This is a genomic window from Pseudomonas sp. P1_F7 (assembly GCF_056405655.1).
Genome location: NZ_JBFUBR010000004.1, coordinates 6,794 through 26,311 on the forward strand (window position 1 = coordinate 6,794; position 19,518 = coordinate 26,311).

7 protein-coding genes are annotated in these 19,518 nt (G+C 62.8%); 3 read left to right on the top strand and 4 right to left on the bottom strand.

Going from position 1 to position 19,518, the window contains the following annotated elements; all coding sequences use genetic code 11:
* Window positions 1-78: 78 nt before the first annotated feature.
* Window positions 79-13,077, bottom strand: coding sequence for a non-ribosomal peptide synthetase (locus tag AC1D1M_RS06275; RefSeq protein WP_477774960.1), 12,999 nt, complete (start codon window positions 13,075-13,077; stop codon window positions 79-81).
* Between the two features lie 380 nt (window positions 13,078-13,457).
* On the opposite strand from AC1D1M_RS06275, the gene AC1D1M_RS06280 reads away from it, so the two are divergent.
* A complete protein-coding gene (locus AC1D1M_RS06280; protein WP_477774961.1) occupies window positions 13,458-14,006 on the top strand; it encodes an RNA polymerase factor sigma-70 in 549 nt (182 codons plus the stop codon).
* Here the strand turns inward: AC1D1M_RS06280 and AC1D1M_RS06285 are convergent.
* From AC1D1M_RS06285 to AC1D1M_RS06295, 3 genes are all read right to left on the bottom strand, one after another.
* Window positions 14,003-15,040 carry a GNAT family N-acetyltransferase gene (locus AC1D1M_RS06285; RefSeq protein ID WP_477774962.1) on the bottom strand — a complete coding sequence of 346 codons (1,038 nt, stop codon included), beginning with the start codon at window positions 15,038-15,040 and terminating at the stop codon, window positions 14,003-14,005. The genes AC1D1M_RS06280 and AC1D1M_RS06285 overlap by 4 nt on opposite strands.
* A gap of 75 nt (window positions 15,041-15,115) precedes the next feature.
* Window positions 15,116-15,934 (bottom strand): substrate-binding periplasmic protein, encoded by an 819-nt coding sequence (locus AC1D1M_RS06290; protein WP_477774963.1) that lies wholly within the window; start codon window positions 15,932-15,934, stop codon window positions 15,116-15,118.
* A 93-nt stretch (window positions 15,935-16,027) separates the two neighbouring features.
* The gene (locus tag AC1D1M_RS06295) at window positions 16,028-16,654 is read right to left on the bottom strand and encodes a TetR/AcrR family transcriptional regulator (RefSeq protein ID WP_477774964.1); all 627 of its coding nucleotides are present in this window, start codon (window positions 16,652-16,654) and stop codon (window positions 16,028-16,030) included.
* 177 nt (window positions 16,655-16,831) lie between these two features.
* Between AC1D1M_RS06295 and AC1D1M_RS06300 the strand changes: the two genes are divergently transcribed.
* Window positions 16,832-18,634: an acyclic terpene utilization AtuA family protein gene (locus AC1D1M_RS06300; protein ID WP_477774965.1), complete on the top strand. Its 1,803-nt coding sequence runs from the start codon at window positions 16,832-16,834 to the stop codon at window positions 18,632-18,634.
* Between the two features lie 12 nt (window positions 18,635-18,646).
* Window positions 18,647-19,516 carry an SDR family oxidoreductase gene (locus tag AC1D1M_RS06305; RefSeq protein ID WP_477774966.1) on the top strand — a complete coding sequence of 290 codons (870 nt, stop codon included), beginning with the start codon at window positions 18,647-18,649 and terminating at the stop codon, window positions 19,514-19,516.
* Window positions 19,517-19,518 lie beyond the last annotated feature (2 nt).

The following is a 19,518-nucleotide window of genomic DNA, read 5'->3' on the forward strand; positions in this document are numbered from 1 at the left end:
ATCACAGATGAGGTGATCGCCACAAACCACTGTGGGAGCGAGCTTGCTCGCGATGGGGCCGGTACTGACGCTAAAGAATCAAAGCTCCTCCAGCTCCGCCATCAGGTCATTCAAGCGATCCACCTTCTCCTCGGTGAGCTCACTGGTCGCCAACCCATCGATGTACCGAGCCAATTCTTCCACCGTGCTGCACTCGAACATCGCCCGCAACGGCACATCCCGTTGCAGGGTTTTCTGCACCCGCGAGGCGATTTGTGTGGCCAGCAGCGAATGCCCGCCCAACTCGAAGAAGTTGTCGCGAACACCCACTTTCTCGACCTTCAATACCTCGGCCCAGATGCCTGCCAGAGTCTGCTCCAGTTCATTGCGTGGCGCCTGGTAATCCTGGATTTGCAGCTGGCCGATCTCCAGCGCCGGCAGGGCCTTGCGGTCCAGCTTGCCGTTGGCGTTGAGCGGCAGCCTCTCCAGCCACAGCCAGTGCAGCGGCACCATGTATTCCGGCAACTCGGCACGCAGGCGTTGCTTGATGCACTCCAGGCGTTCAGCGGGATTGAGCGCAACATCCGCCGCGACCAGATAGCCCACCAGATGCTTGCCGTTCGCCCCTTCCTGCACACCCACCGCCGCATCGCGGACTTGCGGTTGTTCATGCAAGCGAGCCTCGATTTCACCCAGCTCGATGCGGTAACCACGGATCTTCACCTGATGGTCGACCCGGCCGACGTATTCCAGCACACCGTCGCTGCGACGGCGGGCCAGGTCTCCGGTGCGATACAGGCGCTCACCCGGAGCGCCGATCGGGTTCGGCACAAACACCGGGGCGGTGCGCAGCGGATCGCTGACATAGCCGCGGCCGACCCCGGTCCCCGCCACGCACAGCTCACCCACCGCGCCCAGCGGCACCAGTTCCAGCGCTCCATCGAGCAGATACAAACGGTTGTTGTCGGTCGGCGTGCCGATCGGCAGGTAGCTGCCGCGAGTCGACGCCATATCGACGCGGAAGAACGCCACGTCATCCGAGCACTCCGCCGGGCCGTAGGCATTCACCAGGCCGATCTGCGGATAGCGCAGTAACCATTGATGCGCCAGTTCCGGCGGCATCGCCTCACCCGTCGGCAGCATCCAGCGCAAGCCGTCGAGGCTCATGCGCTCTTGGGCGAGCATGCCCTGGATCAGCGACGGCACGCTTTCCAGCACGGTGATACCCTGGCTCTGCACATGGGCCAGCAAGCCCTGGGGATCGTGGGCGATGGTGTTTGGCACGATGTCCACCCGTGCGCCGAACAATGGCGAGGCGAGGAACTGCCAGACTGAAATATCGAAGCTTTGCGACGCGGTTTGCGCGATCACATCGGCGTCGCTCAGATTCAGGTACGGCACCTTGCTCAACTGGTTGTTGAGCATGCCGCGCTGTTCGACCATCACGCCTTTGGGCAATCCGGTGGAGCCGGAGGTATAGATCACGTAGGCGAGGTTGTCCGGGCCGCTGTAGATACCTGGATTGTCCGCCGACAGCGCAAGGGCCTGAGTCTCCTCCCAGACCAGCAGCCGTGGCCGGCTGGAGCAACCGAACTCGTCGAGCAAGGCCTGCGCCTGTTCACGACACGCTTGCGTGCACACCAGCAATGGCGTGCGACTCAGTTCGATGATCCGGCTCAGACGTTGACTCGGCAAACCCGGGTCCAGCGGCAGGTAACCCGCCCCCGCCTTGAAGCTGCCGATGATCATGCCCAGCAAATCGAGGCTGCGTTCAGCCAGCAAGGCTACCGGTTGATCGCGACCGACACCGGCGGCGATCAGCACATGACCGAGACGGTTACTGCGCTGGTTCAGCTCAAGATAGCTGTACTGCCGGTCAAGACAACTGGCGGCGATCCGCTGCGGGTGTCGGGCGACCTGGGTTTCAAACAATGCAACGTAGCTCTGCTCCAGCGGGTAATCCTGTTCGCTCTGGTTGCAGCCATGGATGAGGAAGTCCTGCTCCTCGGCCCCCAGCAACGGCAGGTCGGCCATGTCGCCATGGAAACCTTCCACCAACGCCAGCAGCAGACGCTTGAACTCGCCGAGCATGCGCTCGACCGTGGCTTCATCGAAATAACGCTGGTCGTAAGACAGGTGCAAGCCGAGGTCATCGCCCGGATAGCACACCGCCGTCAGCGGGAAATTGGTGTGTGTGCGGCCCGAATCCGAGGTCGCGTTGAGGCTCTGCGCACGGTCCAGTACCGAGACTTCCACCGGGGCGTTTTCGAACACGAACAGGCTGTCGAACAGCGGCTGGCCCTTGGGCAGTTCGCTTTGCTCCTGAATGTTCACCAGCGGCAGGTATTCGTATTCACGCAGTTGCATGTTGTGGTCGAGCAGCCCGCTGAGCCACTGGCGCACGCTGCAACGCTGGCCGTCCTCGGGCATTTTCACCCGCAGCGCGATGCTGTTGATGAACAGGCCGACGGTGCGCTGCATCTGCGGCATGTCCACTGGTCGCCCGGCCACGGTGACGCCGAACAACACGTCGCGATCACCGCTCAAGCGCCGCAGCACCAGCGCCCATGCCGCCTGGGCGAAGGTATTGATGGTCAACTGATGGGCCTGGGCCAGTTCGCGCAATTGCGCGCCGTCACGGGCATCGAGCCTTGTGTAGCGGTCGCCAACGATCATGCCGCCGCTGTCGCCGGCATGTTCACGCAGGAACGGCCGGTCGCTCGCGATCGGCGTGGTGCGTTCGAAACCTTGCAGGTTGGTTTTCCACCATTGCCGCGCTTCAGCCAGACTCTGGCGTTGCAGCCAGCCGATGTAGTCGCGATACCGCGACACAGGCCCAAGCTGCGCTTCCCGACTTTCGCCGAGGGCGCTGTAGAGCTCGAAGAAATCGTTCATCAGCAGCGAACGGCACCAGGCATCGATGAGGATGTGGTGGTTGCTCATCATGAACCAGTAACGCGCCGCACCGACCCGGATCAGGCGCAAGTGGAACGGTGCCTGGTTGAGCAGATCGAAACCCGCCTCGCGTTCGGTCTTGAGCAGGGTTTGCAGCTTCGGCTCTTGCTCGGTTTCGGCAATGTCGCTCCAGTCCAGGTATTCGATCGGCGTGCTGCCCGATTTGTGGATCACCTGCAGCATGTCTTCACCGACGTTCCAGCAGAACGATGCACGCAACGCTTCGTGGCGGGCGATCACCGCTTGCCAGGCCTGGGCGAAACGCTGCGGGTCGAGCTCGCTGTTGATGCGGTAGCGGTCCTGCATGTAGTACAGGCCGGTGCCCGGCTCCAGCAAGGTGTGCAACAGCATGCCTTCCTGCATCGGGGTCAACGGGTAGACGTCTTCAATGACCGCGGCCGGGACCGGCAGCGCATCCAGTTGCGTCTGATTGAGCTGCGCCAGCGGGAAATCCGACGGCGTCAGGCCACCCGCGTCGTCTCGCAGGCAATGTTCGATCAGGCTTTGCAGTTCGCCAAGGTACGCATCTGCCAGATCGTTGATGGTTTGTGGATCGTAGCGCTCGGCGCTGAAGGTCCAGCGCAGGACCAGCTCCCCCCCGTACACCTGACTGTCGACGCTCAACTCATTGGGCAACGGTGCATTGGCATCGTGGGCCGCGCCAATGGCTTCATCCAGCGGATGGAACAACGCGTCGGCACCAAAGCTCTGGTCGAACTGCCCCAGGTAGTTGAAGGTGATCGGCGCCACCGGCAATGCGGCCATGCTCCGGCGACTCAGGTCATCGGCGAGATAACGCAACACGCCATACCCCAGACCTTTGTGCGGCACGGCGCGCAGTTGCTCCTTGATCGCCTTGATCGAAGCGCCCTGCCCGGCTGCCTCCTCAATGTTCGTCGGCGTCAGGCGCAGCGGGTAAGCGCTGGTGAACCAGCCGACGGTGCGGGTCAGGTCGATCTCGTCGAACAGCGCTTCGCGGCCGTGGCCTTCCAGTTGAATCAGCGCTGATTGGTGACCACTCCAGCGGCACAGCACGCGGGTCAATGCGGTCAGCAGCAGGTCGTTGACCTGAGTGCGATAGGCGCTCGGTGCCTGTTGCAACAGTTGCCGGGTGCGCTCGCTGTCGAGGCGCACGCTGACGGTTTGCGCATGACGATTGTGCCGGCCCCCCTCGGGGCGATCACACGGCAGTTCGGCACTCGGCCCGGCCAGTTGCGCCTGCCACCAGCTCAGTTCCTCGCGCAGGGATTCGCTGCCGGCGTAGGCCTGCAAGCGTGCAGCCCAATCCTTGAAGGCGCTGGTTTTCGCCGGCAGTTTCACCGACTGCTGAGCGTCCAGTTGGCGATACACGGTTTGCAGATCGTTCAGCAGCACGCGCCAGGAAACCCCATCGACCACCAAGTGGTGAATCGCGATGAACAACCGTTGCTGGCCCTCAGGACCATCGACCAGCAGCACACGCATCAACGGCCCCTCTGCGAGGTCGAGGCTGCGTTGGGCGTCGGCGAACAGGGCGGCGCATTTGTCCATGGAAGTCACGCGCACCTGCCACAACACCGGCGCATCGGAAATCGTTTGATGTTCAGCGTGCCATTGGCCCGCCACGTTGCTGAAGCACAGGCGCAACGCATCGTGCTGCTCGATCACCGCCAGCAGCGCTTGCTCCAGGCGATGAGGCTCCAGTGGCGCAGTCGGTTGCAGCAACAACGCCTGGTTCCAGTGCTGGCGTTGCGGGATGTCGGTGTCGAAGAACCAGTGCTGGATCGGCGTCAGACTCGACTCGCCCATGATCAAGCCTTGCTCGGCGCTGACCTGCTCGCTGCGAGTGGCTACGGCGGCGAGGGTCTGCACGGTCTGGTGCTGGAACAGGTCGCGCGGGCTGAAGTGGATGCCCTGCTGCCGCGCCCGGCTGACCACCTGGATCGACAGGATCGAGTCGCCGCCCAGTTCGAAGAAGTTGTCGTTGAGGCCCACCTGTTCGACGTTCAGCACTTCGCACCAGATCTGCGCGAGGGTGACTTCAAGCTCGTTGCTCGGCGCCACGTACTGCTGACGGTTCAGCTCAGGGTCCGGTGCCGGCAGAGCACGGCGGTCGAGCTTGCCGTTGGTGGTCAGCGGCATGCTCGCCAGCAAGATAAGGTGCGTGGGCACCATGTAGTCCGGCAGTTGCGACTTGAGATGCGATTTGAGTGCTTCACGCAGTTCAGACTGCTGCGCCTCGCCAAACTCTGCGACGTCAGTCACCAGATAGCCAACCAGTTGCTTGCCGCTCGGTGCATCGAGGGCCAGCACCACCGCTTCACGGATCGATTCGTGCTCCAGCAAACGGGTTTCGATTTCACCGAGCTCAATGCGGAAGCCGCGAATCTTCACTTGATGGTCGATGCGTCCGAGGTATTCCACCAGGCCGTCGGCGCGCTGGCGCACCAGGTCGCCGGTGCGGTAGATACGCCCGCCGCCGGCGGCAAACGGATCGGCGACAAAGCGCTCCGCGGTCATGCCCGGACGCTGGTGATAACCCTGGGCCAGGCCCGCGCCGCCGACGTACAACTCGCCCGTCGCGCCTTGCGGCACCAACGCCAGGTCGGCGTCGAGAATATAGGCCACACGCTCGCCGATCACGCTGCCGATCGGTACGCTGCCGGCGCCCTCTTCCAGTACTTCAGGGGCAAGACTGGCCAGCGGCATGACCACGGTTTCGGTCGGGCCGTAGGCGTTGAAGAACTGGCTCGGATTGAAGGCCGCGCGAATGCGCGCCAGGTGTTCACCGGTCAGCGCTTCGCCGCCGGTGATGATCATGCGCACCGGCAGGGTTTCATTTTGCGTTGCCAGCCATTGCGCCAACTGGCTGCCGTAGCTCGGCGTGAAGCCGAGGACGTTGATGTGATGACGACGGATCAGGCCACAGATTTCTTCTGCGTCCCACTGCCCTTGAGCCCGCAGCACCACTTGCGCCCCGCTGAGCAATGGCACCAGCAAACGCTCGGTGGCGGCGTCGAAGTTGATCGAATAGAAGTGCAGTTCGCAATCGTCCGGGCGCATGCCAAAACGCTCGATCACCGCGCGGCAGTGCATGGCGATTTCGCCGTGGGACACCACCACGCCTTTCGGCTTGCCGGTCGAACCCGAGGTGTAGATCAGGTAGGCCTGATGCTGCGGCAGGCTGATCAACGGCAGCTCGGTGGCCGGGTAGCTGGCCAGTGCGGCGGTGTCTTCTTCAAGGCACCAGCGGCCGACGGTCGCCGGCAACTCGCCCAAAGCTTTGAACATCGCCGCATCGCTGAGCAGCAATCCGACGCCGCTGTCTTCGATCATATAATGCAAGCGGTCCAGCGGGTATTCCGGATCCAGCGGCACATAGGCGCCGCCGGCCTTGAGGATCGCCAGCAGGCCAACGACCATCTCCAGCGAGCGCTGCAGTGCCAGGCCCACGCGCATCTGCGGCCCGACACCACGTTCGCGCAGCATCCAGGCCAGGCGGTTGGCGCGGCTGTCGAGTTCGGCGTAGCTCAGGGTCTGCCCGGAGAAGGTCAGGGCCGGAGCGTCCTGGCGCATCAAGGCCTGCTCGGCGAACAGGTGATGGATGCACTGGTCCAGCCGATGTTCGCCCGGATCGACGCCGAGGCTGTCGAGCAGATGTTGTTGTTCGCCGCACGCCAGCAGCGGCAGCTCGCTCAAGCGCTGCTGCGGATCGGCAATCAGCACCTCCAGCAGGTTGCGCCAATGCCCGGCCATGCGCGCAATGCGCGGTTCGTCGAACAGATCGGTGCTGTAGGTCAGGCAGCAACCCAGGCGATGGTCGAGGTCGGTGACTTCCAGGTTGAGGTCGAACTTGGTCGCCCGGGCATCGTTGGCCAGATACTCGACCGTCATGCCGGCCAGGGTGCGGCTTTGCTGGAACTCCCAGCGCTGCACGTTGCACATCACCTGGAACAACGGGTTGTAGGCGGCGCTGCGGGGTGGTTGCAAGGCTTCCACCAGATGATCGAACGGCAGGTCCTGATGGGACTGGCCTTCGATCACCGTATGGCGCACCTGCTCGAACAACTCGCCCACGGACATCTGCCCGTCGAGCTGGCAGCGCAGCACTTGCGTGTTGAGGAACGCGCCGATCAGCCCTTCGCTTTCCGGACGAATGCGGTTGGCCACCGGCGCGCCGATGCGCAGATCGGTCTGGCCGCTGTAGCGGTACAACAACGTCGCCAGAGCGGCGGTCATGGTCATGAACAGGGTCAGGCCGTTTTGCGCGTTGAAGGTGCGGACCTTTGCCGCAAGCTCATCACTGAGGTCAAAGCGATACAACTCACCCTGATGGCTTTGCACCGGCGGACGCGGACGGTCGGCCGGCAACTCCAGCAGCGGGTGTTCGCGGCCCAGTTGCGTGGTCCAGTAATCGAGCTGACGCTGACGCTCGCCAGACTCCAGCCACTGACGCTGCCACACGCTGTAATCCAGGTACTGCACCGGCAATGGCGCCAGCGGTGAATCACGATCATCGATGAACGCTTCGTACAGCGCGCTGAGCTCCCGGGCAAAAATGTCCATCGCCCAGCCTTCGGTGACGATGTGGTGCAGGGTCAGAACGAAGTAGTGTTCCTGTTCGGCGGTCTTGACCAGGCAGGCGCGCAGCAACGGTCCGGTTTCCAGATCGAACGGCTGGTGTGCTTCGTCGTCGGCCAGTTGCTGGACCTGCCACTCGCGGACTTCGGCATCCAGCGCGGTGAAATCCTTCCACGCCATGCGCACGCCGGTTTGCGTGTGCACCTGTTGGCGGGCGACGCCGTCGATGCTCGGGAACGTGGTGCGCAGGGTTTCGTGACGCAGGATCAGGGCTTGCAGCGCCGCCTCGAAACGCACCACGTCGAGCACGCCGCGCAGCCGCGCCATGCCACCGACGTTGTAGGCGGGGCTGTCCGGCTCCATCTGCCAGAGGAACCACATGCGCTGCTGGGAATAGGACAGCGGCACCGGTTGGCGGCGGTCGACTTTTTCAATCGGCGGCTGCTTGTTGGTACCGCCGCTGGCCTGGATCAGGCGAACCTGTTCGGCAAACGCACCGAGTTCGCTGTGTTCGAACAGCGCCCGCAGCGGCAACTCGACGTCGCAGGCCTGGCGGGTGCGGGAGATGATTTGCGTGGCCAGCAGCGAGTGGCCGCCGAGGGCAAAGAAATCATCGCGCAAACCGACTTGCGCCAAACCCAGCACTTCGCGCCAGATGCCGGCGATGTGTTGCTCCAGTTCTGTCACTGGCTCGACGTGTTCGCGCACCTGCCACTGCGGCTCCGGCAAGGCGCGGCGGTCGAGTTTGCCGCTCGGGCCGAGGGGCATTTGTTCCAGGCGCATCAGTTGCGCCGGAACCATATATTCCGGCAGTTCGGCGGCCAATGCGCTTTTCAGGCGCGCGGTTTGCTCGGCTTCATCCCCGGCATTGCTCGCTGCGGTGTAGTAACCGATCAACTGCGCCCCGGCCACGGTGTCGCGCACCAGCACCACGGCTTGCGCAACATCTTCCTGAGCCAGCAGTCGTGCCTGGATTTCTTCCGGTTCAACGCGGAACCCGCGCAACTTGACCTGCTGATCGAGACGGCCGAGGTATTCGATCACGCCGTCCGCCGTCCAGCGCGCCCGGTCGCCGGTGCGATACAGGCGCGCGCCCGGATCGCCCAACGGATCGACCACGAAGCGTACGGCGGTCAGCGCCGGGCGACCGAGGTAACCACGGGCCAGGCCAACGCCGCTGATGCACAACTCACCCGGCACACCGACCGGAACGGGATTGAGATCGCTGTCGAGCACTCGGCAGATGACATTGCCCAACGGCCGGCCAATCGGCGAGCGTTCGCCATCGGCGCTGGAGCAATGCCAGTGGGTGACGTTGATCGCGGTTTCGGTCGGGCCGTAGCGGTTGTGCAGTTGCACTGCTGGCAGTTGCGCCAGCACCCGGTTGCGCAGTTCCGCCGGCAATGCCTCGCCCCCGGAGAACACCCGGCGCAGGCTGGTGCATTCAGCGCTGAGCGGTTCTTCGATGAACAACGAAAGCAGCGGCGGCACGAAGTGCAACGTGGTCACGCCGTACGCTTGCACAAGCTGCGCGATGCGATGCGGATCACGGTGTTCGCCGGGACCGGCGATCAACAGGCGTGCGCCTGTGATCAGCGGCCAGAAGCACTCCCACACCGACACGTCGAAACTGATCGGCGCCTTTTGCATCAGCACGTCGGTTTCATTCAGACGATAAGTGTCCTGCATCCATTGCAGGCGCTCGGCCAGCGCTGCATGGGTGTTGCCCACGCCTTTGGGCTGGCCGGTGGAACCGGAGGTGTAAATCACATAGGCGAGATTGTCGCCGTGCAGGTGCAGCCCCGGCGCATGACTCGGCCAGCTGTCCAGGTGCAGGGTGTCCATGGCGATCACGCTGACACCCTCAGTCGCAGGCAGGCGCTCGAGCGATCGGGTTTGCGTCAGCAGCAATTCCACGCCGCTGTCGCTGAGCATGTAGGCGAGGCGTTCGGCCGGGTAATCCGGGTCCAGCGGCACGTAGGCACCACCGGCCTTGATGATCGCCAGCAGGCCGATCAGCAGTTGCGGCGAACGCTCGCAGGCGATGGCCACGCAGACGTCCGGGCCAACGCCTTTGTCGCGCAGGTAATGGGCCAGACGGTTGGCCCGGGTGTGCAGTTCGGCGAAGTCCATCTGACCGCTGTCCCACACCAGCGCGGTGCGTTCAGGTGTCAGCCGGGCCTGTTGGTTGAGCCACTCAGGCAGCCATTGGCTGGCCGCTTCGCAGGGTGCGCTGGCCCAGCCCGATTGCTGACGGTGCTCGGCAGCCGTCAACAGTGGCAGGTCACCGATGGCGGTGTCCGCTTGCCCGCAGACAGCCTGCAGCAGGTTGCTGAAATGCTCGGCCAGGCGCTCGATGGTCGCGGCGTCGAACAATTCGCTGGCGTAGTCGAAGGACAAGCTCAGGCGACCGTTACGGTCTTCTTCGCTGTGCAACTGCAAATCGAACTTGGCTTCGCGGCTATGCCACGGCAGCTCTTCGGCCAACAGCCCCGGCAGGCGCTTCAAGGCGCCGAGGTCCCGTTGCTGATGGTTGAACATGACCTGGAACAGGCCCTGCTCGCGGGCTTGCGGAAAGGCTTCCAGCAGTTGCTCGAACGGCAGGTCCTGATGCGCTTGCGCACCCAACGCCGCCTGACGGGTCTGCGCCAGCAGCTCAACGAATGGCAGGCGTGAGTCCACCTCGGCACGCAGCACCTGGGTATTGATGAAGAAACCGATCAGGCCCTGGGTTTCCAGGCGCGGACGGTTGGCATTGGGCACGCCGATGCGGATATCTCGTTGGCCGCTGTAGCGGTGCAACAGGCACTGGAACGCTGCGAGCAGCACCATGAACGGCGTGGATTCATGGGCTTGGGCGGTCTGGCGGATGGCTTCGCTGAGGGGTGCTTCCAGCCGCACCGTGTGGCGCGCCGCACTGCGCAGTTGTTGTGCTGATCGTGGGTGATCGGAGACCAGGGTCAAGGTCGGGTGTTCGTCGCCCAACTGTGTTTTCCAGTACGCCAGTTGCCGCTCGCTCTCCCCTTGGGCCAGCCACTGGCGCTGCCAGCTGCCGTAATCGGCGTACTGCGTCGGCAATGGCGCCAGCGCCGCCTGCTGCCCCTGCGAAGCGGCCGCATACAGGCGCGAGAATTCGTCGATCAACACGTTCAAAGACCAGCCGTCGGCGATAATGTGGTGCAGTGTCACCAGCAATTGATGATCTTCGTCGTCGAGGCGTACGAGCGTCACCCACAGCAGCGGACCTTGTTCCAGATCGAATTGGGTACGCGCTTCGTCCTCACGGATTTGCATCGCTCGAGCTTCACGCTCGGCAGCCGGCAGGTCGCTGATGTCGATCACTTGCAGGTTGAACTCACCAACCGGATCGATCTGTTGCAACGCCACGCCGTCACGTTCGAAGAATCGCGTGCGCAGGGATTCGTGGCGCTCGATCAACTGCTGGAAACTGGCGCGCAAGGCGTCTTCATCCAGCTCGCCGCGCAGGCGCAAGCCACCAGGAATGTTGTAGGCGCTGCTGTGCGGGTCGAGTTGCCAGGTGATCCACAGGCGGTTTTGGGCCAGGGATTGCGGCATTGGTTGCTGGCGCGACAGCGACGTGATCGCGCCCTGGGCCAGGCCACCATCCTGTTGCAGACGGGTCACGACATCGGCGAATGCGCCGAGGGTTGGCGCTTCGAACAGCAGGCGCAGGTTCAACTCCAGCTCCAGTTCTTCACGCAGACGCGCGACCACTTGCGTTGCCGCAATGGAGTTGCCGCCGAGCAGGAAGAAATGGTCGTCCGCATCCACCTGCGCAACCTGCAACTGCTCGCACCAGATTCGCCCGATCAGGCTTTGCAGTTCCGAACCCGCTTCGATATGGCCTGCGCTTTCAGTGGTGGTCGACGGGAACACCGCGTAGCTGTCGAGGCTGCCGTCCGCCAGTCGATTGCGGCACGCCGAGCGTTGCAATTTGCCGCTGGAGGTCTTGGGCAGCGCGCCTGGATTGAGCAGCACCACCACGCTCGGTGCTTCCTGATACGCCTCGGCGACGGCCTGGCGAATGGCTTTGATCAAGGATTCCGACGGCAGGATTTTCTGCACGCTGCGGCTGATTTCGGCGGCGATGCCGATACCTTCCTGACCCTCAACCGTGACGGCGAAGGCGGCAACGCGTCCCTTGCGCACCACTTCCACTTCACGTTCGACGGTCTGCTCGATGTCCTGCGGGTACAGGTTGTGCCCGCGCACGATCAGCATGTCCTTCAGGCGCCCGGTGATGAACAACTCGCCGTTGCGCAGGAAACCCAGGTCACCGGTGCGCAACCAGGTCTGGCCGGCGTGACGGACGAAGGTCTTGGCAGTCGCCTCGGGGTTGCGCCAGTAGCCCGAGGCGATGCTCGGCCCGTTGGCCCAGACTTCGCCGACGACGTTGTCCGCCTGTTCGGTGAGCGAGACCGGGTCGATGATCAGCACCGCGTGCGCCGGTTGGCTGATACCGCAATTCATGATCGGGCTGCCCTCGCCCGCTTCGACACGGTTCTGCGCCAGGGCCTGATCGTCTACCCGCAGGTTGCCGATGCCTTGGCCGCGCACTGAGCCGGCCACGAACAAAGTGGCTTCGGCCAGACCGTAGGAGGCCATGAAACTGTCCGCGGTGAAGCCGCAGGTCGCGAACTTCCCGGCGAAGCGTTCCAGGGTGTCGAGGCGAATCGGTTCGGAACCGGAATACGCCACACGCCAGCCACTCAGGTCGAGCCGCTCCAGGGCCGACTCGCTGACCCGCTCGCTGCACAAGCGATAGGCAAAATCCGGCCCGCCACTGATGGTGCCGCCGTATTCGCTGATCGCCTCCAGCCAGCGCAACGGCCGGCCGAGGAAGTACGCCGGGGACATCAACACGCAGGGCACGCCACTGAAAATCGGCTGCAACAGGCCGCCGATCAGGCCCATGTCGTGGTACAGCGGCAGCCAGCTGACGATGACGTCGTCGGGGTTCAGGTCAATGCCAAAACCGTGGCGAATCAGCAATTCGTTGGCCACCAGATTGCCGTGGCTGACTTGCACGCCTTTGGGCATCGCGGTGGAGCCGGAGGTGTATTGCAAGAAGGCGATGTGATCGGCCTGCAAGTCCACCGCGACCCAGCACTCGGCCAGTGCACCGTCGAGGGTATCGACACACAGCAGCGGCGGCGCCCCTTCGATTTGCTGCAACCCTTCGCGCAGCCCGGCGCTGGTTAACAGCAAGCGTGGCTGGGCATCGCTGATGATCGACAGCAGGCGTTCCTGGTGATGCCGGCGTGTCAACTCCGGCGGGTAGGCCGGCACCGCGATCACGCCCGCGTACAGGCAACCGAAGAATGCCGCGACATAATCCGGGCCGCTGGGGAACAGCAACACAGCGCGGTCGCCAACATCCGTTTGGGCCTGCAATGCGCCGGCAATCGTCCGCGCCCGCAGGTCCAGTTCGCGATAGCTGAGCACCACAGCCTGATCCGGGGTCTCGGCGAGAAAGCGCAGGGCCACCCGATCCGGCGTCAGGGCCGCGCGGCGCTGAAGGGCTTGGACCATTGTGCTGGGGAGTTCGAACGCGTCGGTCATGAGGTTTCCTGCCTGAATTCGGCTGTAGGAGCGAGCTTGCTCGCGAAAAAAAGGAGAACGCCGCGGAGTGTCAGGCGCCCATCGCCATCGTTGACGACCATCGCGAGCGAGCTCGCTCCTACAGGGTTATGAGGATTGCGCTGTTCCATTCACCAATGAGAACGGATGACGTCTTGAAATAATTAGGTGTCGACAGGAACACAAGGCGCACTGAAGTGAGTCAGCGTGTCGCAGTTCTCACTCTGCACCGCTGTGTCGCATTAGTTCTATTTCTCATTTGACAATCATTATCATTAAGCCTAATTTGTCGCTCGATCTGTAGGACGGTCCCCCCGGTTTTTTCACCGTCCCACTAACCTTTTGGCAGCAGGGTGATTTCCATGATGGAACCAGTATCCACAAGCAGGTGCGATACACCGCTACTTCAGGCATTCGTCGACAATCGACTGATTCTGGTGAAGATCGCAGCCCGAATTACCGGTTGCCGCTCACGTGCCGAAGATGTTGTGCAGGACGCATTCTTCCGGCTGCAATCGGCCCCGCCCATCACCAGTTCGATCAAGGCTCAGCTCAGCTACCTGTTCCAGATCGTGCGCAACCTGGCGATCGACCACTACCGCAAGCAGGCGCTGGAGCAGAAGTATTCCGGCCCTGAAGAGGAAGGGCTGAATGTGGTGATCCAGGGTGCGTCACCGGAAACCTCGCACATCAATTTCTCGACGCTGGAGCACATTGCCGATGCGTTGACCGAGCTGCCGAATCGCACCCGCTACGCCTTCGAGATGTATCGCCTGCACGGCGTACCGCAAAAGGACATCGCCAAGGAACTCGGCGTCTCGCCGACCCTGGTGAACTTCATGATTCGTGATGCGCTCGTGCACTGCCGCAAGGTGTCGGGCAAGCGTGGCGATATGGCTGCTCGCCACTAAGTTCTGAAATCTGCATCGCGCCCATCGCGAGCAAGCTCGCTCCCACATTTGCCCTGTGTTCGCACCATCAACGCCGCGCGCTTGTGCGGGAAGTCGAACTCTTTCTCGCAGTGAAAGCACTGCTCCTGCATGTACCCGATCATCTTCGCGTTATCGGCACGAGGCTCGGCAACCACGCGCTGCGTGCGCGCATCATCGAGAAACAGGTAATGCACCAGCGCCGATAACCAGCTCGCCACCTTGTACGGACCGCGGTGACTTTCTTCGCCCACCAGCATGTGAATGCCACGGTCGTAATCGCCGGCCTCGTAGAACGGCGCGATGCGATCTTCCTTGGCCCAGTAGGCTTCGAAGTAAGCGAACGGCTGATCGTCGAAACACCCGATCAACGTCAGGGTGTGCGGGTCGGCCTCGAGTTTTCTGAGGTATTGGCGATGCTGTTCAAGACTGCCTTCCTCCTGCCAGAAACTCGCGACGCGCGGGCAGTTCTGCCATCGGTTGAAGCGTGCCAGGTCTTGCCCGATTTCCAGCGTGCGCAGGGAAACCCAGGCGCCCAGCCGCACATCGAAGCGTCGATACACTTCACCACGAGGTTTGACCGGCCGCAGCGGATGACGCTTGCCGCCGGTGATAACCATTTGCTGCGGGTAGCTGTCGGTCAGGGAATACCCCAGCCACGGCTGCGGCAACTGCCAGAACAAGGTGCGCTCGCAGAGATACTGGCCGCTGACGGGAGTCCGAATCAGCAGACCGCTGAACACGGCTTCGGTCGGTACGTCTTGCAGTTGCCAGATAAGGCGCTGACAGTCGGGGTCGCGAGCGAACAGCCAGTAACAGGCCGCCCACAACGCCTGCCCTTCAGGGCGACTGAATTGCTCCTCCAATTGCACCTGCAACTCGGGGCCACGCATCAGCCGCAGGGTGAGCAACGGTTGCCCTTCCAGGCTGAGGCTCAGGCGGCTTTGCGTTTCATCAGCGGCAAGACGACTGCCTGTCGGCAGGCACAGGGCAGTCAGGTCATTCAGATTGGACATGGGTCGGGCTCACGATAATCGTCGACAGTTCGACGAGGTGACGTGAGCCACGGCGGGAAATTTAGGCAATGACCGTCATTTGGCGACTTGTGGCACCGGTTCGTTGCGCGGGACCGGCACCAGCGCAATCTTGTACGGCTGGAAAATCCTCAGCATCTGGCCGTTGTCCCGCAAGCCTTGCAATAACTTGCCGAAGGCCTCGCCGCTGATGGGCGCGGTCGGACGCAGAATGGCGTAGTGGTGATAGATCTGGTCGACGCGCTGAGACACCAGCAATTCATCCGCGACTTTTTTATTGCGCAAGAAGTAGTCGCTCAGGTAGGAGCGCGTGACCAGGGCAATGTCGGCCCGGTCGCGTAATACCATCAGCAGATTGCTGTCATGGGAATAGGTCAGCGAGGCGTTGTAGTTTTTCGCGAGGTACTGGGGGTCGGCATTGAAGTTGGCAAACTCGTAGTGATAGCCGCTGAACAGTGCCAGGCGCTTGCCGTTCAGGTCGGAAAAATAGCTTTGCTGTCGATCGGGCAGGCGTTGCGCAACAAAAATCTCGGCGTCCTCCAGCCCCATGTCGACGGCCGTGTGGGGGATATCTTCCCACCCCCAGGCGGGATTTTCGAAGATGGCCATGTCGACCCGGCCCTGCTTGAAGTCACCAAAGCGCCGTGGAATGGACGTGGGAACCAGGACGAACTGGTAGTCACTTTGCAATGCGTTCAGGGCCTCGACCAGTTGCGGCAGCAACCCGGTATCGGCCCCGGATTCCGGGCGCACGGTGTAGGGCGGAAAGTGCGCGGCACCAATGCGCACCAGTTGTGCAGCCTGGGACGGCATCATCGTTGACGCTGCAAGCATCGCCAGCAAAAGCCGCGAGGCTGTCCGAATTGGCGAACCCATCAAAACGCCCCCACTCCCCAATAAAACGGTACCAATGCATTCAAGCTAGGCGGTTTCATCCAATTAGCCAGTTTAATGCTGGCCAATACAACTTTATTGCCGGTCTTCCAGCACCAGAATCAACGCCTCATCGGCCAACTGATCGAGGCTCATGTTGCCGTCGGCGCGAAACCAGGTGGTGGTCCAGGACAATGCGCCGGTCAGGAACCGCCGAGTGATGAACACATCGCCGCGGATAAACCCGGCGGTCTTGGCTTCGCCCAGTACTTGCAGCCAGATGTCTTCGTAGATATCCCGCAGCGCCAGGACCTTGGCCTGGCCCTCTTCGGACAGCGAGCGCCATTCGTAGACCAGCACGGCCATGGCCTCACCGCTGCCGCCCATGATCGACTGCAATTCACAGCGGATCAGTGCCAGCACCCGCTCGCGCACATTGCCGGCCTCGGCGATGGCCGCACGCATCAACGCGGTGTTGTAGCGTATGGTTTCTTCCATCACGGCGCGCAGGATTTCGTCCTTGCTTTTGAAGTGATGGAAAATACTCCCGGACTGAATACCCACGGCGCCGGCCAGGTCGCGCACGGTCGTGCGTTCATAGCCTTTATTGCGGAACAGGTGGGCCGCCACTTGCAGCAGCTTGCCCCGGGCGCTGTCCGGGTCGGTCAATTGGCCGTCGTCCACCAATTGGCGCATGACCCTCAGGGCTTTTTGCTCATCCACCCGTTCTCTCCTACAGTCGATCAATCAATAACGCCGATCCCCCGAAAACACCGGGGTTGCGCGGGCAATTTAAGCTCATGGATGCAACCAAGCAAGCGCTTGGGCAGAAGATAATCAAGCCATTTACAAACCAAGCGCTTGCTTGGTAATGTCGACGCACTTCGGTTGGAGGTGGCTATGGAATGGACTGCGCCTAAAACAATTCGCATCGGTTGCGCCAGCGCCTTCTGGGGCGATACCTCGACCGCTGCCGCGCAACTGGTGGAACACGGGCAGCTGGACTATCTGGTCTTCGATTACCTGGCCGAAATCACCCTGTCGATCATGGCCGGTGCGCGGATGAAAGATCCCCAGGCCGGCTATGCGGGCGACTTCATCGAAGTGCTCGCGCCCTTGCTGCCGCAGCTCGCGCAGCACAACATCCGGGTCATCAGCAATGCCGGCGGGGTCAATCCCCAAGCCTGCGCCGCAGCCCTGCAAGCGGCCTGCGACAAGGCCGGGGTGGCGCTGAAGATCGCCGTGCTGCTGGGCGATGACTTGCAACCGCAATTCAAACAGCTGGGCAAACTGGGCATTCATGAAATGTTCAGCGGCGCGCCCCTGCCCTCGATGTGCGTCTCGACCAATGCCTACCTCGGCGCACCCGGCATCGTCGAAGCCCTGCGTCTGGGGGCGGACATCGTGATCACCGGGCGCGTGGTCGACAGTGCGGTGGTCAGCGCTGCGCTGGTGCATGAGTTCGGCTGGTCGTGGCACGACTACGACAAGCTCGCCCAGGCGGCATTGGCCGGGCACATCATCGAATGCGGCGCCCAGTGCACGGGCGGCAACTTCACCGATTGGCGCGACGTGCCCGACTACGAACACATCGGCTTTCCCATCGTCGAGGTCAGCGCCGACAGCCAGTTCATCGTCAGCAAACCCGAAGGTACCGGCGGGCTGGTCACGCCGCTGACGGTGGGCGAACAGATGTTGTATGAAATTGGTGACCCCCGCGCGTATCTGCTGCCCGATGTGGTGTGCGACTTCACTCAGGTCAAACTGCTGCAACAAGGCAGGAACGCGGTACAGGTGCACGGCGCCAAAGGCCTGCCGCCGACCGCTCAATACAAGGTCAGCGCCACCTACCCAGATGGGTTTCGCTGCACCGCCAGTTGCCTGATCGCCGGCATCGATGCCGTCGACAAGGCGCGGCGAGTCAGCGATGCGATTATCAACAAGACCTCGGAAATGTTCCGCCAGCGCGGCTGGGCGCCCTACAGCGACGTGAATATCGAGTTGCTGGGCAGCGAGGCCACCTACGGCCCCCACGGCCAGCGTCAGGACAGCCGCGAAGTGGTGATCAAACTCGCGGTGCGCCATCCGGACAAGCAGGCATTGATCGTGTTCTCCCGGGAAATCGCCCAGGCCGCCACCGGCATGGCGCCGGGGCTGACCGGGATTGTCGGTGGCCGGCCGACGGTGTATCCGCTGATCCGGCTGTTCTCGTTCCTGATCGACAAAACCGCCTGCACGCTGGACATTGATTGCATGGGCCAGCGTCACCGGTGTGCCCTGCCCGCCCTCGATGTGCTCGACCCGCTGGACCTGCCAGCCCCGCTCGCGCCACCGAAACCGACTGGCCTGGCCGACGCCAGCGTGGCCCTGGTCAAACTGGCGGTCGCCCGTTCCGGCGACAAGGGTAACCACAGCAACATCGGCGTCCTGGCCCGCGAGCCCGAATTCCTGCCATGGATCGCCGAAGCCTTGACCCCGGAAGTGATCGTCGACTGGATGGGCCACGTCCTCGATCCAATTCACGGGCGAGTCGAACGCTGGTACTTGCCCGCCAGCCACAGCCTGAATTTCCTGCTGGAAAACGCCCTTGGCGGCGGCGGTATCGCCAGCCTGCGAATCGATCCGCAAGGCAAAGCCTTCGCCCAGCAACTGCTGGAAATCCAGATCCCGGTGCCGCAGCGCATCGCCGACCAGTTCAACTAGAGGATTGCCGCCATGGCCTACGACTCGATTTTCAAAGCCGATTTGTTTGCCGGTCAAAACATCATCGTCACCGGTGGTGGCAGTGGCATCGGCCGCTGCACCGCCCACGAACTGGCGGCCCTCGGCGCCCATGTGCTGCTAGTCGGGCGCAAGGCCGACAAGCTGAAAACCGTTGCGGCCGAGATCGCCGACGACGGCGGCAAGGCCGATTGGGCGGTTTGCGACATACGCGAGGAAGAACCGGTGCAGCACCTGGTCAGCGAATTGATCCGCAAGCATGGCCCCATTCATGGCCTGGTCAACAATGCAGGCGGGCAGTACCCGTCGCCCTTGGCCTCGATCAATCAGAAGGGTTTCGAAACCGTGATGCGCACCAATCTGGTGGGCGGTTTCCTGATGGCCCGGGAAGTGTTCAACCAGTCCATGAGCGAGCACGGCGGCGCCATCGTCAACATGCTCGCCGACATGTGGGGGGGCATGCCCGGTATGGGTCACTCCGGCGCGGCACGTTCGGGCATGGACAACCTGACCAAGACCGCCGCGTACGAATGGGGTCATGCCGGGGTGCGGGTCAACGCCGTGGCGCCGGGCTGGATTGCCTCCAGCGGCATGGACACCTACGAAGGCGCCTTCAAGGCTGCGATTCCGACGTTGCGCGAACACGTGCCGCTCAAGCGCATCGGTACCGAATCGGAAGTCAGCGCGGCGATTGTTTTCCTGCTCAGCCCGGCAGCGGCGTTCGTCAGCGGCAGCACCTTGCGCATCGACGGCGCCGCCAGCCTCGGCGGGCGCGCCTGGCCAATCCACAAGGCTACCAACAGCAAGTCGTATAACGGCTTCCACCGCGCCTACGTACCAGACGTGTTGAAGGACAAGGAATAACC